Origin of the sequence: Vibrio makurazakiensis (assembly GCF_050337375.1) — a bacterium.
Lineage (GTDB): Bacteria > Pseudomonadota > Gammaproteobacteria > Enterobacterales > Vibrionaceae > Vibrio > Vibrio makurazakiensis.
The window spans coordinates 53483-75026 of record NZ_JAKJSW010000022.1 but is presented as its reverse complement, the minus strand read 5'-3'; the positions used below and the strand labels follow the sequence as shown (position 1 = coordinate 75026).

Here is a 21544-nt window from a genome sequence, read left to right as displayed (position 1 = left end):
GGGTTTGCTCATGCTTATGATTCCTTTGACTTCATAAAAATTTGATTAAAAAAACCGTGTCGAATTTATCAACACGGTTTAAGCAGTGTACTCATTGGCGAGTATATTACTAGAGGCTTTCAGTAAGTTTTCTGAGCTTTATGCTGAAACAAGAACAACTTCTAGTAATTGAGCGATGTTATCCGCGACATAATCAGGATTTGATACAGAGATTGGCTCACCATGGTTGTAACCGTAAGTTAGGCCAAACGAGTGACAACCCGCATTCTGCGCAGCTTTAATATCGTTACTTGAATCACCAACCATCAGCATTTCACTCGCTTTAACATTGTGCTTTTCAAGCAGCCAGTTTAACGCCATTGGGTTAGGTTTTTTCTCTGGGAATGAGTCACCGCCAATCACATCAACGAAGTATTTATCAATACCATGTTGTGCTAGAACATCGGGAACGAACTTCGATGGCTTGTTGGTCACCAACGCCATTGTGAAGCCGGCTTTATCGAGTTCTGCTAGTGTTTCTTTTACCGATGGGTATAGGTGGCTCAGCTTGTGGCCGCCCTGTTCGTAGAAATCATCAAACAGAATACGTGCTTTTTTTAACAGTTCTGATTCAAGGCTTGGGTCAACAATAAGGTTACGACTCAGAGAACGGCCAATCAATACGTCAGCACCATTGCCCACATAATCACGTACTTGTTCCTCAGTAACAGAAGGGAAACCAAGTTCCTGACACGCTTGATCCGCAGCGACAGCTAAATCAGGCACACTGTCTAGCAAGGTTCCATCCAAATCGAAGGCAATCAGTTTTATTGAGCTTAACGACATCTTTCTTCCTACTAAATTACGTATTAAAAAAGGGGCAAAGTGCCCCTTAATATTAAATCTATCTGTATTTCTACGATTATGCGTTTACTTTTGCAAGCTCTGCACGCATTTCGTCGATAACTTCTTTGTAGTTTGGTTGGTTAAAAATAGCTGAACCCGCTACAAACATATCCGCACCCGCTTCCGCGATTTCACGAATATTATCAACCTTAACCCCACCATCAATCTCTAAACGAATATCGCGACCAGATTCATCAATCAACTTACGTACTGCACGTAACTTATCCAATGTATGAGGAATGAAAGATTGACCGCCAAAGCCTGGGTTAACCGACATAAGTAGGATCATATCGACTTTATCCATGATGTAATCAAGGCAAGACAACGGAGTCGCAGGGTTTAGAACTACACCCGCTTTACAGCCGTGTTCTTTAATCAACTGCAAAGTACGGTCTACGTGCTCAGAGGCTTCAACATGGAAAGTAATCATAGATGCACCCGCTTTTGCAAACTCAGGCACGATGTTATCAACAGGCTTCACCATTAGGTGAACATCGATAGGTGCTGTAATACCGTAATCACGTAAAGCTTTACAGATCGGCGCACCAAAAGTCAGGTTAGGTACGTAATGGTTATCCATCACATCAAAGTGCACAACATCAGCACCATCTGCCAGTACTCTTTCAACATCTTCACCAAGACGAGCAAAATCTGCAGACAAAATAGATGGAGCGATTAGAAAATCTTTCATACCTGACCTCTTAAGAGTGAGTAAATAGCGACAAAGCTCTCATTCACTGTGTATAAAAAACACAATGAACTTATATGGGCGCAATTCTACCTAAGCCACCTCAGAGATCCTAGGGCTACGAAAGATAAGTTGAAGAAATGTTAGCTAAGCGACGAGAGAGCTTAGTGGAAAACGGTAGATCAAAAGAAGTGAGAACGGGCTATCCATTTTGTGTGTCGTAACTGAATAAACGACACCAACTCCAAAGCCCGATTTTTTATGATTGAGTATTTTTTTCCGAGTGGAATAAAGCCAGCAGTTCATCAACCTTGTTACGGCCAGCGCCATTACGGCTGATAGTTCGCTTCACTTTAACCACGTTTAAGTCGGCACCATGATATAAGCGACGAGTCAGCGTTGTATCATGGTTAGAAATGAGCACTGGAATATCTCGCTCCATTGCAGCTTTCTCTGCAACATCCGCCAAAGCAGCCTGATCATCAAGAGAAAAGCCGTTGCCTGCATACGAGGTAAAATTAGCGGTGTTTGATAACGGAGCATAAGGTGGATCGCAATAAACTACACAACCTTTACGAGCACGTCTGAACGTTTCGACATACCCTTCGCAAACAAACGTCGCTTTCTGTGCTTTTTCAGAAAAGAACTCTAGTTCAGCTTCTGGAAAGTAAGGCTTTTTATATGAACCAAAGGGAACGTTGAATCCGCCTTTCTTGTTATAACGGCATAAACCATTAAAACCAAATCGGTTCATGTATAGGAAAGCGAGAGAACGATACATCACATTATCGGTAGCGTTAAATTGTGCGCGAACATCGAGGTAAACTTCTTTACGATTGTTCTCGGCGCAAAACCAACGCTTAGATTCAGTGATATAAGTTTCTGGATCTGTTTTCAGAAGATTATAGAGGTTAATCAAGTCTGGATTGATATCTGCAAGCAGATATTGGTCATAGTCGGTATTCAAAAATACGGAACCAGCGCCAACAAAAGGCTCGACTAACTTTCGAGCAGGTGGCAGGTGACGTTGGATCTCTTCAACTAGGCCATATTTACCACCAGCCCATTTTAGAAAGGCACGCTGCTTTTTCATTTACTGCTCTGTCTATCAACCAAAAATTAAGGCTGCGGAATGTAACATATTTTTAAACGAAGCTCAGTTATTTCTGACTGAGCTTCCCTAATTATCGCGAGGTTTTACGATTTTTTACGAACTTTCAGGTGCTATCTCGACGAAGGGCTATTTATCTCGTCATTTCACTACTGAACTCGATCAATTTCTCGGTGTACCTGATTCAAAGATTTAGCCCAAGGGCCTAAACCACGTAGCGCTTCTGGTAGGTCTTTTACCGCATCACGAGCGACTTGAATCGTAGGGTAATTACGGTAAGTCACAATAAACCATTCAGAGCCGTTACGAATCGTTGGGTAAATACGCGCTTCATTTTCGATCTGATATTTTTCAATGAACGACTGAACATCCTCTAGGGAATTCAAAGCACCAAGTTGTAATGTATAACCTCTTGGGGATAGCGCTTTTAATTCATCTCGTGCGAACGAGAAAGTGATAGTCGTGTTTGGTTGAACTTCTACCGCAGGTTCTACAACTGGTGGTGTAACGGCAGTTTGTTCAGAAGTTTCACTTTCATTCGGTTTCGTTTCTGTAGCACTAGTTGCAGGTACCGATGTTGTGTTTTCAGCTACCGCGGCATCAATCGCGCTGGTATCGACTGCCTTAGGTTTATCTTCGAGTAATGCGTCGACGACATCCGATGTAATCACCACTCTCTGCTGATCTTGATCAACAGTACCTACACTCGCCGTTTCATCCATAACAGCTGGCGGTAATGATGATGAATCATCTTCCGCGCCTTTATAGCTAGGGTCTAATGTAAAGTCATCATCCTGACTATTCGCATCAACCATATCCGTAGACTCGGAGTCGCTCTCTGTCGATTCAAAAGTTGGAATAGCGGTTTGCTCAATAGGAGTAATTAAGGCTTGAGCTTTGTCTTCAGGTGTTGGTTGACTGAGCATCCACCAGTAACCACCACCAATCGTTACCAATAGTAAGGTAATTAGTAGAGCAATCGTCGTTGGGGAACCAATGATTGAGCGAATAATAATCCTTTTTTCCACTTTAAGTTCTCCAAGCGCCATCAACTCTCCAGGAGTCGGAGCTGCTTTTTTAAATGCTGCACGCACACGTTTTTCGGCATCGTCTTCCACATAGCGAATAACTAACGATTCAAAAAAGTGTAGTGCTTCAATATTAGTGAGGTCTTCGATTTCCAGATCAACAGGCTTGTGTTCTTGCCCATAGCTCAAACGCGTCAATAGGGAGTCTAGATTTCCTTGTGCAGAGAACAATACAACGTTGATAGTCCATTCAGGTCTTGTATTGGCATCAAGCACAAGCATCCACAGTTCAGAAACTAAAACTTCCGTTAACTGGTGCGCATCATCCACTACGATCACCACATCACATGGTTCACCATCGAGTAAGCGCTCTAAGCTATCAGATAAAGAGTCTTGTTGATTGAAAAGTGGAGAAGAAACGATTTGATTAAGGATGGTCGAACGACGCTGAAGATCGTCTTGATTAGGGTGACATAGCAGCAAGCATTGGTTTTTCTCAGACGCCCATTCTTCTAAATAGCGTTGCGCTAGCCAAGACTTACCAGAGCCGTCTTTACCAGCTACGGTAATGAAATTTGAGCCAAAGTTAGTCAAAAGCTGTAAGCGCTCAAGCAACTCAACTTGGGTTTCTAACTCTAAAAATCGTGATTCATTCATGAGCCAAACTCATTCGATATCCCTACTGATAAATGATCAGTAAACTCAATAAGCTGCTTCAGTTCATCACTTAAGCAGCTCAAGTACCATAGTTAAAGAGTACGGCAGAAATCGATAGCCTGCTTGATAATATCTTGAGGCACATCAGCGACGACTTCAGCGGTACCAATACCAGTTGGTAATACTAAACGTAACTGACCAGATAGCACTTTTTTATCGCGCATCATGTGTTTCATGAAGTCTTCAAAAGACATACTTTCTGGCGTATGAACTGGCAGTTTCGCATTCTTGAGTATAGAAATAATTCGCTCAAGCTGCTGCTGAGAAATCAGTCCCTGCAATTGGGCTGTTTTAGCAGCCATTACAGTACCTGAAGACACAGCTTCACCATGTAGCCAATTACCATAGCCTAGTTCAGCTTCAATCGCATGACCAAATGTATGACCTAGGTTCAATAACGCTCTGATTCCTGACTCTTTTTCGTCAAGAGCAACCACTTCAGCCTTAATTGCACAACAACGAGCAATTGCAGTAATCAGTGTTTGTTCATCAAGTTGATAAAGTTTATCTAAGTTCTCTTCTAGCCAAACAAAGAAAGCGTCATCGTAAATGATGCCATATTTGATAACCTCAGCAACGCCTGCTGCAAATTCACGCTCAGGAAGCGTTGATAAGCAGTTGGTGTCAATGATGACCGATTTAGGTTGATAAAATGCACCAATCATATTCTTACCAAGAGGATGATTGACTGCTGTTTTACCACCAACAGAAGAGTCAACTTGTGACAGTAATGTCGTTGGAATTTGAATAAAGTCGATACCACGCTGGTAGCAAGCCGCAGAAAAACCTACAAGATCGCCAATAACGCCACCACCTAACGCAATCACAACCACATCACGGTTGTAGTTACCTTCAAGGAAGAAGCTCATTACTGAGTTAAATGTATCTAGGTTTTTATATTGCTCACCATCAGGCAACTCCAATAAAGAAGCTTGGCAACCAACTGTCTTCAACAAAGACATAATCTTATCCGCATACAAAGGCGCCACTGTTACATTACTGATAACAACGACTTTCTGTTTTGCTGATAAGAAAGAAAGGTACGCCGGGTTTTCGAATAACCCGGCGCCTATAGATATTGGGTAGCTACGCTCAGCTAGATTGACCGTAATCCGTTCCATGGTTTGCTCTCCTAAAAATGAACTTAACGTTCTTCTAGCATTTTTACGATCTGATTGGCTACCACTTTTGCACTTTGGTCATCAGTTCGAACTGTGTAGTCCGAAACTTCTTCGTATAGTGCGTTGCGAGACACAGCTAGATCTTCTAGCACGTCACGCGGGTTGTCTGTTTGAAGTAGAGGGCGTTTCTTGTCGCGGTTAGTGCGAGCAAGTTGCTTTTCAATCGTAGTTTCTAGATAAACAACGATGCCTCGTGCGGATAGACGATTACGGTTTTCCTTGCTCATTACTGAACCACCACCTGTCGCAAGAACGATACCCTGTTCTTCTGTCAGATCATTGATTACAGATTCTTCGCGTTTACGGAAACCTTCTTCTCCTTCAACATCAAATACCCATGCGATGTCTGCGCCAGTGCGCTCTTCGATCACAGTGTCAGAGTCTAAAAACTCCATATGAAGTTGGGAAGCTAGGTGTCTACCAATTGTACTTTTGCCGGCGCCCATTGGGCCAACAAGAAAAATATTGCGTTTCTCAGCCATGTTTTTAGCAGTAATTTACAACGTTAATTCAATGACATCGCCACAAGGTAGGTCAGTACTAGTACTGAAATTAAAAGGCCCGTGGCACCGATTCCTCACAGATAATTCGTGATAAGACCCGAAATTATCAAGGTTAGGTGCCACTAATGCAACTTTATTTTCGAACTATTTGTACCTTACTGAATCACAACTTTCGGTGTAACAAAAATAAGTAGTTCACTTTTGCCCACATTTTCATAGCTGCGACGGAACAATGCACCCAGTAATGGCAGGTCTCCGAGCAGAGGAACCTTCTCGACACTATTGGTTACACTATGCTGAAAAATACCACCTAAAACCACGGTTTCACCGTTATTTACGAGCACTTGAGTACCAATGCGCTGAGTATCAATAGCAATGGCTTCCCCCGTTCCGGTCTTAACAACCTGACCTGGTCTATCTTGAGTTACGCTCAAATCCAGCACCAAACGGTTGTCAGGGGTGATTTGAGGGGTAACCTTAAGGCTGAGCACAGCTTTCTTAAATGCGACAGAGGTTGCGCCACTGGAAGACGATTCCAAATATGGTATTTCTGTACCTTGTTCGATATAGGCAGGTTTTTTATTGGTCGTAATCAAACGAGGGCTTGAGATAATCTCTGCTTTTGATTCACGCTGTAGTGCCGACAGTTCTAAATCTAATAGTGTATCTGAACCTAACTTCGCCACTTGGAATGCGATACTTGAAGCATTAGGCGACGTCGCGGCCAGATTCACATTCAAGAAGTCATCAATAGTCGAACTTCCGCCATCACTCCCATCGCCGCCTTCAGCATCGTATAATCCGACAGCCGCCAAATTACTTTCAATAGAACCACCAGCCGTATGACTACCATTTGTCGACGAAAAGCCCCAACGAACGCCAAGTTCATCTAAGTTACCTTCGTTCACAGTGACGATACGCGCTTCAATTTGCACCTGCTTCACTGGAATATCCAATGATTCAACAATGCCCCGGATCACTTCAATATTCTCAGGTAACTCACGTAGAAGAAGTGAATTGGTTCGCTCATCAATGGTGATAGAACCGCGTTCCGACAGCATACTTACAGTGCCTTCCCCCCCAATCATTTCAGCGATATCAGAGGCTTTGGCAAAGTGGATTTTAACAATTTCAGACTTTAGTTCACCTAGTTCTTCTTCTAAACGAAGTTTCTCTAGTGCTTGCTGCTCGCGTAGATCAAGCTCAGCTTTGGGCGCAACTAGAATCACATTTCCGTCGACACGTTTATCCAACCCTTTGACTTGTAGAATAATATCGAGAACTTGCTGCCAAGGAACACCATCTAAACGAAGTGTCAGATTACCTACAACTGAATCAGAAACGACTAAATTAAAGCTGTTGTAATCGGCAATCAGCTGCAACACATTTCGAACAGGGATGTCCTGGAAGTTAATTGAAATTAGCTTGCCTTCTTTTTCTAAAATACTTTGTTCTTTAACGACTTCTTCTTGTTTTGGTTGGCTAATAACTACTTTGATAAAACGTTCTTTAAGTGAGTATTCATAGTGGTAATTTTCACTGATAGAGACGAGTAAGTTAGTACTCGGCTCCTTACGAAATACTTCTATATTCTCCACTACCGTCGAAAAATCTTTTACGTCTAAGAGATACAATTTTTCATCAGTCACAGTCGTGCTCAGTAATTCAATACTTAAACCTTCCTGAACCCGTTGAACATCAACAACAGCAGAACTACTGGCGAGTTCGATGATGATCACTGCATTTTTGTCTTTATCTAATCTAAAATCGATACTTTTAAGTTCGTTATTAGATTCTGTTTCTGCATAAATTAGTGCAGAGAAAAGTAAGGTGAAGATGAGCGCAACGCTCTGAAAAACCTTATTCATGGGTACTGTTATTCCTTTAATCATAATTACATCTCAATCCACTCATGGACTAACTGGTTACTTCAGAGCGAGCTTTACATTCCGTTTATGCCAACAACCTAAGCCATCTGGTAAGGTTTCGTTTATCAATACATATTGGTTCGTCACTTTGGTTACCTTGCCGTTATTCAGTCCAATAAACTGACCGCTTTTAACTTTCACCACACTGCCTAGTGGCGTCTGAACTAAGCCCGCAATTGCTCCGCCACTCCCCATAACACCTTTTAGCCGAAGTTTGCTCAATGGATACTTTTCAAGTTTTCCATTTTTTCTACGCGAGCTTGGTTGCCAGCAATCTTTTTTCACTATCGGTTGGTCCTTCACTATCGCTTCTTTAGGTAAAACAAAAGGACCTCGCTGCTGACGTTGCTGATACTGAGCCGCAACAAATTCAATAGACGGAGCTAATTGCGCTACATCTTTACGTGCTTTTTCTTCCACTGCCGAAACGAAGTCAGGGAGAGAATCGGTATTCGCTTTGCAGCCAACTAGCACTAACAAACTGAAAATCGTCACCATGGAGTTACTTAGCTTCATCTTGCACCTCCGGCTTGAATTGATAGGTATAAGCTCGAACTCTAAAGTGCAACGTACTGCTCTCTTGGCTTACTCGCTGCCAATACACATCATCAAAACTGATAATTCGGGGCAGTTTGGCAATCGCAGCAGAGAAGTCTCCGATATCATGAAAGTCCCCAGTCAGTTCAATATTGAGAGGCAAACGATATAGGAACTCTTTATTCTGTTTTTCACCCCAATCAATTCGAGTGAACGTAAGTTGGTTATCTAGCCCAAGTTCATTCACGGCAGCTAACATGCTTGCGAGTTCTTTCTGAACGGGAAGCTGTTGTAACAAGTAGTCATAACGGCTAGTAAGTTCATTAAGTTGGCTTTTCAGCTTTGGTAAAGCTGCAACCTTGTTGGCTTTGATTCGTAAGGTACTTTTTAAGGTTTGCTCTTGCTGCTTAAGACGGTCTAATTCTTCTTGTTGAGGCATTAGATAAAACCAGGCACCAAAGCCCTGAATAACCAACATCAATAGAAAAACCACCAACAGCTGTGGAAGTAACGGCCATTCAGTAATTTCATCAATATCGAGATCTTGAAGACTAGCCATGGCTTCCCCCTTGTTCATTAAGGTAAATGGCGGTCAGGCTATTCTTGGAATTAAAACTAAGGGATAGTGGTTTGACTTTGAATGAGACTTTGAACGTTTGAAATTCTTTATTAAAACGCTTACGGTTATGGATAATTGAGTGCATTTCAACATCCATAAGCAAATCTGAGCGCTCCAAATTATCGAGCATTGTCGCAAGCCTTGCAGTGCTGTCACTGATACCTGAAACCTCTAATTCCAGACCGTTCATTTTAATTTTATCTACGTAGACCCCCTCAGGGATCATGCTCGGCATCAGGTTCATAAAATCTGTGGTTTTATTTCTACCATTTTGCAGATCTTCAACCACAGCTAAGCGCGTTAATATCGCTTGGTGTTCTTTCTTAGCCATTTCTAGAGAATTAATCTGTTGATCGAGCTGCACTATGTACTGCTCCAGGTAACTTAATCGGGCGCTCTGTTCACCATGCTGCTGTTTGAAATAAAACCCCACACTCCACTGCGCGCCCACGGCGATGAGTACTCCAAGGATCAATAAACTAAGAAAGCGACGTTTGTGCTGAGCGCGAATTTCATCTCGCCATGGCAATAAATTAATTTGATGCAACATGAGATGACGCCTCCCACTGCAAGCCACTGATCGCAAGGCCAGCCGCAATACCAAAGCTTTGCCAATCAACAGTGTGACTACGCTTTTTACTGATCTTGCTTTCAAATAAAGTAAGAGGGTTTAGCAATTCACATGGGATTTTTAACTGCCTTTCAATTTCCTCAGCAAGCATAGGTGTGCTTGCTCCAGCTCCCATCATCCACACACCAGCAATAGGCTCTGCTGAATTAATCGAAAGATATAATTGAAGCTGACGCTTGAGACGTTCTATTAACTCATAGTTAAACCTTTGGGTTTCTTGCTCCGAGCCCAGTAGGTTTGACATAGGCTCTAGGCTCTCATCGCCATTAATATTGTTAATGCCGTAAGCAATATCTTTGTAGAAAGGCGCTCGGTTGTGAGGAATTGTCCCCAATGATGTTTGATTGATACCAACATCCACTAATAGCCAGTGCCGCTTATCAGGGTTAGAACGCGAGGCCATTTGCCAAACATTGAGTAAACCATGAGCCTGAATATCGACGACTACCGGTTTAAAACCCGCTTTAATCAGAGCTTCGGAGCGACTTTCAACGACATCTTTACGCGTGGCGTACACTTGATAGCTCGTGGTTGCACTCTTACCGAAACGTTTTTCTTCCATTTCAACAAAATCTAAACTCAGGTCTTCGATAGGAAAAGGCGATTGCAAGGCAAAGGTTTGATGAATGGCGAACTCTTTTTCTCGGGACTCTAGATCACTGTCTATCTGCAATACCTTGCTAATAACCGCGTTATCTGGGACTGAAATAGCCACTTTTCGGCTAAACATCGGTAGACCCTTTCTAAGTTCTTTGAGTTTCTTTACAATTTTCTGATACTCCAAGGTATGGTTATCAGTGAAAATGTCGGCTGGAATGGCTAACTCTTTGTAGCCTACGAGCGCATACATCTCGCCAATTGGCTTGAGCACCACGGCTTTGATACTGTGGCTGCCTATATCTATACCCGTAACTAATGATGACCCCATGTAACCTAGCTCCTGAAATGCCTCGTTTCTATTGCGCTTTGTTTTAAAAGGTTGTGATTATTGGTTAAATAAGCGTTAATAAACGAAAGCTGATTTTTTAGCCTAGAGTACAAGGGTTTACAGCCTAACAGCCTTAACTAATCAGGGATTATCCGGTGAAGTTCATAAAGCGATTGTTCATATTCTCATTGATTTGCATGATTCTTGGAGTCAGTACAATTTTTGGGTTTTATTATTATGTAAAACCAGAGCTACCCGATGTTGCGACTCTTCGCGATGTCGAGCTCCAAACACCAATGCAGGTATTCAGTAAAGACGGAAAACTGATTTCTCAATTTGGTGAAAAACGTCGTAACCCTGTGAAATATGAAGATATTCCACAGCATTTAATTGAAGCTCTGATTGCGACAGAAGACAGTCGTTTCTACGATCACCCAGGCATAGATCCTATCGGTATCACCCGTGCCGCTTTGGTTGTCGCAATGTCTGGTTCAGCAAAACAAGGTGCGAGTACAATTACTCAGCAGCTTGCTAGAAACTTCTTCTTATCGAATGAAAAGAAGATCATGCGAAAAATCAAAGAGATCTTTATTGCTATTCATATCGAGCAGCTTCTTAGTAAAGAAGAAATTATGGAGCTATATGTAAACAAGATTTTCTTAGGCCACCGTTCTTATGGTTTCGGTGCAGCAGCGCGAGTTTATTTTGGCAAAGAGCTACAAGATCTAACGCTAAGTGAGCAGGCAACACTGGCGGGCATGCCAAAAGCACCATCAACGATGAATCCGATTTACTCGGTAACAAGAGCCACTCATCGTCGTAATGTTGTGCTAATGCGTATGCTTGATGAAAAGTACATTACGCAAGCTGAATACGACGAAGCACGCGCTGAAGAGCTAGTGTCTAAGTACCATGGTGCAGAAATAGAACTAAGCGCTCCGTACGTTGCAGAAATTGCACGAGCTTGGATGGTAAAAGAATACGGCGAAGATGCGTATACATCGGGTATGAAAGTTTACACTACGGTTGATTCAAAGCTTCAAGAGGCTGCGAATACAGCCGCAATCAATAACCTACTGTCTTACGATGAACGCCACGGTTACCGTGGTTCAGAAAAAATACTTTGGCAGGCAGAGTCAACAAGTTGGGCTCAAGACGAAATCGTCAAGCACCTGAAATCACAACCAACCTATGGCCAGTTAATTCCTGCGGTTGTGACTAAGGTTGAAGCTAAATCGGCTACCGTTTGGGTTAAGAACCAAGGCTTTGTCACGATTGATTGGGCTGGCATGAATTGGGCTCGCAAGTTCCTAACCGATGAACGCCAAGGACCTGAACCTCAACGTGCCAAAGATATTCTCGCGGCAGGTGAACAGGTTTGGGTTCGTAGTGTACAAGTTGAAAGTGAACAGAAAGCCACTGAAGAAGAGACACAAGAGTCACTAGTATGGCGACTTAGCCAAGTACCAAATGCGAACACTGCATTTGTTGCAATGAACCCTGAAAACGGTTCTATATTATCTCTTGTTGGCGGCTTTAACTTCGTCCACAACAAATTTAACCGTGCGACTCAATCTATTCGCCAAGTAGGTTCTGGTATTAAGCCCTTCATCTACTCTGCGGCAATTGATAAAGGTTTAACTCTTGCTTCCCTGATTAACGATGCACCTATCAACCAATGGGATAAAAGCCAAGGCACCGCGTGGAGACCAAAGAACTCACCACCGACTTACGTCGGCCCTACTCGTTTACGTATTGGCTTAGCTCAATCGAAAAACGTAATGGCTGTGCGTGTGCTGCGTGAGGTTGGTTTAGATGATACCCGTCAATATCTGACTCGTTTCGGGTTCGATATTGATGAAGTTCCTCGTTCAGAAACAATTGCACTTGGTGCTGGTAGTTTAACGCCGATGAAAGTGGCACAAGGTTACTCAGTGTTTGCCAATGGTGGTTACTATGTAGAACCTTTTTACATCGACCACATTGAAACGCCTTTTGGTGAGCTTGAATATGAAGCATCTCCAAAAGAGATTTGCCAGAGAGACTGCCAAACAAATTCTGCCGATAACAGTGTGACTAATGAGCTGGTTGGTGAATTTGCAGAGCAAGACGTTGATACCGAATACGCACCACAAGTCATTACTGAGCAAACCGCCTTCCTTGTACGTGAGATGATGTACAGTAACATTTGGGGTGGTGGTAACTGGAGAGAAGGCACTGGTTGGAATGGTACAGGCTGGCGAGCACAACCACTTAAACGTCGTGATATCGGCGGAAAAACCGGAACAACCAATGACTCAAAAGATACTTGGTACAGTGGTTATGGCCCTGGTGTAGTGGCGACGGTTTGGGTTGGTTTCGATGATCATACTCGTACACTAGGTCGTACTAAAGCGAACAAGAACTTAGGAAAAAATCAGATCTCAGGAGCTGAAGCTGGAGCGAAAACAGCAGAACCTGCTTGGGTCGATTTTATGGGACTTGCGTTAGCTGATGTACCCGCTCAACGTAAACAGCTTCCGGAAGACATTGTTCGTGTACGTATCGACCGTGAAACTGGCTTATTGACCAATAAGTTTGATGGCTCATCAATGTTTGAGTACTTCTTGAAAGGCACGGAGCCAACTCAGTTTGTTACTGAAACACTGAATGACGATATTTACTCGACATCTAATTCCGGAGAAAGTGAAGAGCTGTTCTAAACAGATAGCGCTTTCATGATCTTAAATTTAAAAAGGTTGATGCTTTAACGGCATCAACCTTTTTTATGGCTATAACATCAAGCCAATCACCACACACTCACACTTAGCTACTTACATGATTCAAGTTGCTGCTTAATTGCGTCAGCTAACTGCTCAAAGCGCGCTTTAAGTGGGGAGCCAGGTCGGTAAGCCACCACAATGCGGCGTGAAGGCGTTGGGTTAACGGCAGGCAAATAACAAACGCCATCTTTCTTCTTTTCTACCGGCAACGAAAGTTCTGGTAACAGAGTGATCCCAGCCCCTGCTGCAACCATATTACGCAGGGTTTCTAAGCTGGTCGCTTTAAAGCGTTCATCATCTTTAGCTCCGGCAGCGAAACAAAAACCTAATGCTTGATCTCGTAAACAGTGGCCATCACCAAGCGCTAATACCGTCTGTCCATTTAGCTGCAACATATCAATGGTGTCTTGCTCTGCCCATTCATGATCACAAGGCACTGCTACACTTAACGGCTCATCGTATACGTCAATCTCTTTAAACGAAGAAGTCTCATCAACTGCAGCTAACACTAGGCAGTCAAGTTTGCCATCTTCAAGCTGGCTCACCAGTTGGTGTGTTTGAGCTTCATGTAGGTAGAGCTCTAAGTCAGGAAAGCTCTCTTTAAGGTGAGGAATGATTCTAGGAAGAATGTACGGGCCGACAGTCGGGATAAAACCAATATGCATTGGCCCCGTCATTGAAGAGCCATGACCACTTGCCATCTCTTTAAAAGTCTTCACTTCTGCCAATATGCGTTTTGCCTGCTCAACTAACTGCAATCCTGATTCTGTGAAAATCACTTTACGCGGGCTGCGCTCAGTTAACTGCAATCCCACTTCATCTTCCAGTTTACGGATCTGGCCACTTAACGTGGGTTGACTGACAAAGCATGCTTCCGCCGCTTTTCTAAAATGTTTGTGCTCCGCCAAAGCCACCAAATATTCAAAATCACGAATGTTCATGAGCAATCTCTTCTCTATATTTTCGTAGAGACATTTTACGACAACGCCTCTTTGATAGAATTTACCTATCAAAACCATAACATCAAACGATTAGATCTATCAAAGGAATTATCTAATAATGGGCTCAACGAAACGAAACAGAGCAGCGAAAAGCAGTAAGCTCTAAAAGAACCAAATTTAAAATTATATTAAAGGAAACCATTATGTTCGCATCTAAAGAAGGTCAATCAATCCCTCAAGTTACTTTCCCAACTCGCCAAGGTGACGCATGGGTTAATGTAACAACAGATGAGCTATTCAAAGACAAGACAGTTATCGTATTCAGCCTACCAGGTGCGTTTACTCCAACATGTTCTTCAAGCCACCTACCACGTTACAACGAGCTGTACTCAGTATTCAAAGAAAACGGCGTTGATGACATCTTGTGTGTTTCTGTAAACGATACGTTCGTAATGAACGCTTGGAAAGCGGACCAAGAAGCTGAAAACATCACATTCATTCCAGATGGTAACGGCGACTTCACAGACGGCATGGGCATGCTAGTTGAGAAAAACGACATTGGTTTTGGCAAACGTTCATGGCGCTACAGCATGCTGGTTAAAAACGGCGTGGTAGAGAAAATGTTCATCGAAGAAGATGTAGCAGGCGACCCGTTCAAGGTTTCTGATGCTGATACTATGCTTAACTACATTGCTCCTGAGCATAAAGAGCAAGAGTCAATCACAGTATTTACTAAGCCTGGCTGCCCTTTCTGTATGAAAGCGAAACAGAACCTAATCGACAAAGGCCTAAACTACGAAGAAGTGGTACTAGGTAAAGATGCAACAACAGTAAGCTTACGTGCTATCTCTGGTCGTACGACAGTTCCTCAAGTTTTCATCGGTGGTAAGCACATCGGTGGTAGCGAAGAACTAGAAGCTTTCCTAGCTTAAGTGGTGAGTTGCTTAGTTAACAACTAGCTACGCATAACTCTCTATAGCAATATCAGCTAACCCACCGCTCTGTGGGTTAGCTAAATAAAAAATCAACTAATTAAGTTTGTAAGTTCATTTCTAGCGAACATCAAACTAAACCTAATAATAGAAAACCACAAAACGGCCCGACTATCCTGACTCATTTAAATAATCAAAAGAGTCGGAGGGATTCGTTCACATTAAATTTAGCCATTACGAGAATATTATTATGAAACAAGTCAATGTAGATGTAGCAGTTATCGGGGGCGGTACGGCAGGTTTAGGTTCATACCGCGCTGCAAAAGCACACACTGACAGTGTCGTGATGATAGAAGGTGGCCCATACGGCACTACCTGTGCTCGTGTCGGTTGTATGCCTTCTAAGTTGTTGATCGCTGCAGCAGAAAGCGTACACCAAATCGAAAAAGCACCCGCATTCGGTATTCACCCACAAGGTGGGACTGTAATTAACGGTCGTGAAGTAATGGAACGAGTTAAGTTTGAACGTGACCGTTTTGTTGGTTTTGTTTTAGAAGGTGTGGATGAAATTTCAGAACAAGACAAAATCTCTGGTTATGCAAAATTCTTAGACGACAATACCCTACAGGTAGATGACCATACTGTTATCACGGCAAAGCGCATTGTTATTGCTACAGGTTCTCGCCCTGCTTATCCAGAAGTTTGGAACGAACTTGGTGACCGCTTAATCATTAACGATGACGTATTCAGCTGGGATGATTTACCAGAGTCGGTTGCCGTATTTGGCCCTGGTGTTATCGGCCTGGAGCTAGGGCAGTCATTACACCGCTTAGGCGTAAAAACAAAACTGTTCGGTTTAGGTGGTCAAGTTGGTCCAGTAACAGACCCAGAGATCATGGCTTATGCTGATAAAGCTTTCAATGAAGAGTTCTATCTAGATGCCGACGTAAAAATCGAAAGCATGAAGCGTATTACTACAGAGTCAGGTGAGGCTCGTGTTGAAATTCAGTTCATCAACAAGCAAGGTGAACTTGAAACTAACATCGTTGAGTATGTATTAGCAGCAACAGGTCGCCGCCCAAATACGGATAAACTTGGTCTAGAAAATACCTCTCTACAACTAGATGAGCGTGGTGTTCCAGTTGCAGACCACTACACGCTACAAACGTCACTACCATCAGTATTTATTGCTGGTGACGCAAGTAACCAACTGCCGCTATTGCATGAAGCAGCAGACCAAGCACGTATTGCTGGTGACAACGCAGGTCGCTTCCCTGAGATCCGTGCAGGCCTACGCCGCTCTAAAATCTCAGCGGTTTTCTCTGACCCGCAAATTGCGATGGTTGGTGAAACTTACAAAGAGATCACTACCCGCTTAGGTACATGTGGTTGTTTCGCAACGGGTGAAGTGTCTTTCGAGAACCAAGGCCGCTCACGAGTGATGCTACGCAACAAAGGCATTCTGCACGTTTACGGCGAGCAAGGTACAGGTCGCTTCCTTGGTGCTGAAATGATGGGACCAAACGCAGAACACTTGGCGCACTTGTTAGCATGGGCACACCAAAACAAGATGACGGTTTCTGAAATGCTAGATATGCCGTTCTATCACCCAGTAATCGAAGAAGGTGTACGAACTGCACTACGTGACCTGAATGCGAAACTGCACCTAGGTCCAGAGATGGTGAAACACTGTCTAGATTGTGGTCCAGGTTGTTAATCTCAGGTCATAAAGAGAAGTAACAAAATTTAGATACTAAAAAGGAAAGCCATTGGCTTTCCTTTTTATTTTTGGCTAAACGCGTCATTCCAGAATCGAGGGACGAGATATCTGGAATCTCTTAAAGCCGTTACTTATCGCTAAAACTCAAAAATCACTTCTCAGCTGCAATCACAGAGATCTCAACAAGTAGAGCTTCACGAGCCATATCACCAGTCACACATGCACGAGCTGGAGCGTGACCTTCTGGTACCCATGCATCCCACACAGCGTTCATTTCTTGGAAATCTTTCATATCTTTAAGGTAGATGGTGGCTGACAGCATGTGTTCTTTGTCGCTACCGGCTTGCTCAAGCAATGCTTCCACTTTATCCAACATTGTTTGCGTTTGCTCTTGAATGCCTTTCGTTGCATCGGCACAAACTTGGCCACATAGGTAAATAGTACCGTTATGCTTAACGATACGGCTCATACGTTGTTTAGTTTCTTGACGAACAATCATGCTGGTTCTCTTCATTTCTTCTAATGCCAGAATAGGCATTCGACATGTTATAATTGGATAGATAAGGATAACGCGAATTGAGCCAAAGATGACATGCATTCATTGCAATAAAGAGAACAAAATTAGCCAAAAGCTCGGGCGCTGCCATCGCTGTATGATTCAGCTAGCGATATTGTCGGTGATCGGCTGGGCTCTTTGGTGGGGCTTACTCAAAGAGTCACCGAAAAGTATTAATTCAATTGCCCTGGTCATGGCCAATCTTGCCTTCAATGGCCTGCTTGTTCTCCACCTATTAATGAAATTCATCTTCATTCCGCTATCAAAGCCCAAACGACGCTCAAATCGCAGATAGAAAAAAGCCCCAAAACCAATCGGTTTTGGGGCTCTCCTAGATATAATTCTAAGAAAAAGCAGTGGTACTCTAATAGACCTAGCTCTTTCTTATTAGTTCCAAAAAAGATCGATCTTTTTTAATATTTTTTGGAACCTAGCATTTCAGATTTTAAATCAGCTCGTTACGCCACATTTACTTTCGCAATCACTTGTTCAACAAGGTTCACTTCTAGAGCAACTTCATCACAAGCATGCTGACGAGGACACTGGTCACAATCTTTTAGAACTTTCTCTGGCAACAGTGATTTCGACGTTGGTAAGAAATCATGCTTCATAAAGAACTCTGGAGTACGAGTCAGTACGAAGACTTTCTTAATCGCCATCTGACGAGCTTTATCAACTAAATGCTGAACAATCGCCGTGCCCTGACCTTGCCCCTGCCAACCAGCTTCTACACCCAGTGAGCGAATTTCAGCTAAGCCAGAGTCATACACGTAAAGTGATGCACAACCCGTTACCTCACCATGATGTTCGGCAACCGCAAACGAACCAATATCACGTACCAACTCATTACGAGAACGAGGCAGGTTTTCACCCATGTTAGCCCAGTAAGCCACCATGCCTTCCAACGCTTCGATATCCGTCAGACGAGCAGGACGAACCTTAACGATAGACGTATCACGCTGTGATAAACGTTTCTCTGCTTGGTCAACAGCGTAAGCTACCTGTTTAGGAGACACACCGCCCAGTGCGCTACGTTTTTCTAAACAAGATTCAATAGTTAAGATGTCATAAACATCGTCTTCAATCACTTCAGAGAATTCTTTCATCTCTGCGATGGTTAATTCTTCTAGTGCACAACCTTTCGAAATTGCAGCGACTACCGTTACACCAACAATATGGTGAGCTTCACGGAAAGGAATTCCCTTCGCTACTAGGTAATCAGCGAGTTCTGTAGAGTTTGCATAACCCTGTTTCGCCGCTTCCAGTGTACGTTCACCGTTCACTTTAATGCCGTCAAAACACAATGCCGCCATTTCCATACAATCGTTCCAAGTGTCTAAAGCGTCAAACAGACCTTCTTTATCTTCTTGCATATCTTTGTTGTAAGCCAAAGGCAGCGCTTTTACCGTCATCATCATTGCAGCTAATGAACCATAAACACGGCCGGTTTTGCCACGAATCAGTTCTAGCGCATCTGGGTTTTTCTTTTGTGGCATCAGAGATGAACCTGAAGTCACAGTGTCAGCTAACTCGATGAAATTCGATTCACCTGAGTTGTAAAAAATCATATCTTCCGCTAGACGCGAAAGGTGCAACATTGAAATAGAAGCAATCGACATTAGCTCCATAACGTGGTCACGGTCTGATACTGAATCTAAAGAGTTACGCGTCGCACGACGGAAACCAAGGTTGTGAGCTAGCTCTTCACGATCCATCGGATAAGCAGTACCCGCTAGAGCGCCAGAACCTAATGGACACGTATCTAAACGTTTAATAGCATCACTTAGACGAGAGTAATCACGTTCTAGCATTTCTACATACGCTAGACACCAGTGTGCAAATGTCACAGGTTGAGCACGTTGTAAGTGCGTGTAACCTGGAAGCACGGTTTCTTGGTGTTGAGAAGCAACATTAACCATCTGACTTTGAAGACGATCAAGTGCAAGCAGTAATTGATTACCTTGCTGACGACACCATAGTTTCAGGTCTGTCGCCACTTGGTCATTACGAGAACGGCCAGTGTGAAGCTTTTTGCCTAGATCGCCGACTTTACCGATAAGCTGTTGCTCAACCCAACTATGAATATCTTCAGCATCCGAACGAAGGATCTGCTCAGGGTCTTCCATTACTTCTAGCTTCAGTTCATTCAGTGCTAGTTCAAGCTTCTGCTGCTCTTCTTCTGTCAGAACGTTAACGGAGTGCAGAGCTTTAGACCAGGCAATTGAGCCAACAATGTCTTGCTCAGCCAATCGGTAGTCAAAACGAAGTGAATCGTTAAAGTCTTTAAACCGGGTGTCTGCTGCTTGGGTAAATCTTCCGCCCCATAATGCCATTGTGTCTCTCCTAAATGCTCAGTGCTAACTGTCTAGTGCAATGCTTAATTCTGATTATGAATTCAGTATTTTTCTGATGGTTCAAACTTACGGTAATTTTTGAGAAAAAGAAAGAATTAATTCATTATTTTTACATATTTATTCAAAATAATATCATTTAAACTCATTATACAGTCTAGGATGCGAAATGAAGACTGCAGACATAAAAAAACGAAGCCCATTTGATACTGTAAAAGTATTCAAACGGGCTTCGTTAGTCTCAGAGCCACTGGTTAGTGGCTCTGTAAGTAGTCGATATGTAAGCGATTACTTTTGGCTGTTCAATGCACGGATACGGCTTGATAGAGAGTAAAGACGGATGAAGCCTTCTGCATGGCTTTGGTCGTACACTTCATCTTCACCGAACGTTGCAAACTCTTCTGAGTACAAGCTGTTGTCAGAACGTTTTTGAGTAACAGTTGCATGACCTTTGTAAAGTTTAATCACTACTTCACCGTTTACATCTTGAGCAAGTTCTTCGGTCGCTGCAAGAATTGAGTTACATAGTGGAGTGAACCAACGGCCATCGTATACAAGGTGTGAAGCCTTCACGCCTAGCTCTTCACGGAATTCAAATGCTGCTTTATCAAGTACCAGCTGCTCTACTGCACGCAGTGCTTCCATCATGATAGTGCCACCCGGAGTTTCGTAACAACCTCGTGATTTCATACCTACTAGACGGTTTTCAACGATATCGATACGACCAACACCGTGTTTAGCACCTTTTTCATTCAAGTAAACCAGTGCGTTGTATGGCGTCATTGTTTCACCATCAACAGCTACCACTTCACCTTTTTCAACTTTCAACGTAACAGTCTCAGATTCATTTGGTGCTTGCTCTGGGTCTACAGTCCAAGCCCAGCAATCATCGTTAGGTGCATTCCATGTATCTTCAAGAACACCACCTTCTGTTGAGATATGCCATGCATTAGCGTCACGAGAATAAATCTTTGTAAGAGATGCAGTACAAGGAATGTTGCGCTCTGCTAGGTAATCTAGACACTCTTCACGGCTTACTAGATCCCACTCACGCCATGGTGCAATTACGTGTAGGTCTGGTGCTAGTGCTGCAAATGCACCTTCAAAACGCACTTGGTCGTTACCTTTACCAGTACAACCGTGACACAGTGCGTCAGCTCCAACTTTACGTGCAACTTCAACTTGTGCTTTAGCAATAATTGGACGAGCCATTGAAGTGCCTAGTAAGTATTTACCTTCATAGTAAGCACCCGTTTTTAGCGTTGGGTAAATGTAATCTGCAACCATTTCTTCTTTCAGGTCAGCGATGTAACACTCAGAAGCACCAGATGCTTTTGCTTTCTCTTCGATGCCGATAAGCTCTTCATCACCTTGGCCAACATCCGCAACAAACGCGACTACTTCACAGTCATAGTTTTCTTTCAACCATGGAATAATCACTGATGTGTCTAGACCGCCAGAGTAGGCTACTACAACTTTCTTTACGTTAACTTTGCTCATTTTCTTTCTCCTAGTTTCCATACTGC

At 43.1% G+C, this 21544-nt stretch carries 19 protein-coding genes; 4 read left to right on the top strand and 15 right to left on the bottom strand.

The window, feature by feature from the left end; genetic code table 11:
• Positions 1-138: 138 nt before the first annotated feature.
• From L4C33_RS03470 to pilM, 11 genes are all read right to left on the bottom strand, one after another.
• Positions 139-825 (bottom strand): phosphoglycolate phosphatase, encoded by a 687-nt coding sequence (locus L4C33_RS03470; protein WP_428811059.1) that lies wholly within the window; start codon positions 823-825, stop codon positions 139-141.
• A 76-nt stretch (positions 826-901) separates the two neighbouring features.
• Positions 902-1576, bottom strand: a complete 675-nt coding sequence (gene rpe, locus L4C33_RS03465; RefSeq protein ID WP_428811058.1) for a ribulose-phosphate 3-epimerase — start codon at positions 1574-1576, stop codon at positions 902-904.
• A gap of 256 nt (positions 1577-1832) precedes the next feature.
• Positions 1833-2666, bottom strand: coding sequence for a Dam family site-specific DNA-(adenine-N6)-methyltransferase (locus tag L4C33_RS03460; protein WP_428811057.1), 834 nt, complete (start codon positions 2664-2666; stop codon positions 1833-1835).
• A 167-nt stretch (positions 2667-2833) separates the two neighbouring features.
• Complete coding sequence (locus L4C33_RS03455) at positions 2834-4369, bottom strand: AAA family ATPase (RefSeq protein ID WP_428811056.1); 1536 nt, start codon at positions 4367-4369, stop codon at positions 2834-2836.
• Positions 4370-4461: 92 nt separating this feature from the next.
• A complete protein-coding gene (aroB, locus tag L4C33_RS03450) occupies positions 4462-5550 on the bottom strand; it encodes a 3-dehydroquinate synthase (RefSeq protein WP_428811055.1) in 1089 nt (362 codons plus the stop codon).
• 23 nt (positions 5551-5573) lie between these two features.
• On the bottom strand, positions 5574-6092 hold the full coding sequence (gene aroK, locus L4C33_RS03445; protein ID WP_428811054.1) for a shikimate kinase AroK: 519 nt from the start codon (positions 6090-6092) through the stop codon (positions 5574-5576).
• Between the two features lie 176 nt (positions 6093-6268).
• Positions 6269-7981, bottom strand: coding sequence for a type IV pilus secretin PilQ (locus L4C33_RS03440; RefSeq protein WP_428811053.1), 1713 nt, complete (start codon positions 7979-7981; stop codon positions 6269-6271).
• 57 nt (positions 7982-8038) lie between these two features.
• The gene (locus L4C33_RS03435; protein WP_428811052.1) at positions 8039-8557 is read right to left on the bottom strand and encodes a pilus assembly protein PilP; all 519 of its coding nucleotides are present in this window, start codon (positions 8555-8557) and stop codon (positions 8039-8041) included.
• Complete coding sequence (locus tag L4C33_RS03430; RefSeq protein ID WP_428811051.1) at positions 8544-9137, bottom strand: type IV pilus inner membrane component PilO; 594 nt, start codon at positions 9135-9137, stop codon at positions 8544-8546. The genes L4C33_RS03435 and L4C33_RS03430 overlap by 14 nt, the downstream gene beginning before the upstream one ends.
• Positions 9130-9747: a PilN domain-containing protein gene (locus L4C33_RS03425; RefSeq protein ID WP_428811050.1), complete on the bottom strand. Its 618-nt coding sequence runs from the start codon at positions 9745-9747 to the stop codon at positions 9130-9132. The genes L4C33_RS03430 and L4C33_RS03425 overlap by 8 nt, the downstream gene beginning before the upstream one ends.
• Positions 9731-10756: a type IV pilus assembly protein PilM gene (gene pilM / locus L4C33_RS03420; protein WP_428811049.1), complete on the bottom strand. Its 1026-nt coding sequence runs from the start codon at positions 10754-10756 to the stop codon at positions 9731-9733. Before pilM ends, L4C33_RS03425 begins: the two co-directional genes overlap by 17 nt.
• Positions 10757-10911: 155 nt before the next feature.
• On the opposite strand from pilM, the gene L4C33_RS03415 reads away from it, so the two are divergent.
• On the top strand, positions 10912-13458 hold the full coding sequence (locus tag L4C33_RS03415; RefSeq protein WP_428811048.1) for a penicillin-binding protein 1A: 2547 nt from the start codon (positions 10912-10914) through the stop codon (positions 13456-13458).
• Between the two features lie 107 nt (positions 13459-13565).
• On the opposite strand, the gene oxyR is transcribed toward L4C33_RS03415, so the two are convergent.
• A complete protein-coding gene (gene oxyR, locus L4C33_RS03410; protein ID WP_428811047.1) occupies positions 13566-14459 on the bottom strand; it encodes a DNA-binding transcriptional regulator OxyR in 894 nt (297 codons plus the stop codon).
• Positions 14460-14662: 203 nt separating this feature from the next.
• On the opposite strand from oxyR, the gene L4C33_RS03405 reads away from it, so the two are divergent.
• The gene (locus tag L4C33_RS03405) at positions 14663-15391 is read left to right on the top strand and encodes a glutathione peroxidase (protein WP_428811046.1); all 729 of its coding nucleotides are present in this window, start codon (positions 14663-14665) and stop codon (positions 15389-15391) included.
• Positions 15392-15641: 250 nt separating this feature from the next.
• A complete protein-coding gene (locus L4C33_RS03400) occupies positions 15642-17108 on the top strand; it encodes a dihydrolipoyl dehydrogenase (protein WP_428811045.1) in 1467 nt (488 codons plus the stop codon).
• A 154-nt stretch (positions 17109-17262) separates the two neighbouring features.
• On the opposite strand, the gene L4C33_RS03395 is transcribed toward L4C33_RS03400, so the two are convergent.
• Complete coding sequence (locus L4C33_RS03395) at positions 17263-17610, bottom strand: RidA family protein (RefSeq protein ID WP_428811060.1); 348 nt, start codon at positions 17608-17610, stop codon at positions 17263-17265.
• A gap of 88 nt (positions 17611-17698) precedes the next feature.
• Here L4C33_RS03395 and L4C33_RS03390 point away from each other — a divergent pair, with 88 nt between their 5' ends.
• On the top strand, positions 17699-17962 hold the full coding sequence (locus L4C33_RS03390) for a DUF3624 domain-containing protein (RefSeq protein WP_428811044.1): 264 nt from the start codon (positions 17699-17701) through the stop codon (positions 17960-17962).
• A gap of 163 nt (positions 17963-18125) precedes the next feature.
• Here the strand turns inward: L4C33_RS03390 and argH are convergent, their stop codons facing one another.
• Positions 18126-20000, bottom strand: coding sequence for an argininosuccinate lyase (argH, locus tag L4C33_RS03385; protein WP_428811043.1), 1875 nt, complete (start codon positions 19998-20000; stop codon positions 18126-18128).
• A 306-nt stretch (positions 20001-20306) separates the two neighbouring features.
• A complete protein-coding gene (locus L4C33_RS03380; protein ID WP_428811042.1) occupies positions 20307-21518 on the bottom strand; it encodes an argininosuccinate synthase in 1212 nt (403 codons plus the stop codon).
• Between the last annotated feature and the right edge of the window lie 26 nt (positions 21519-21544).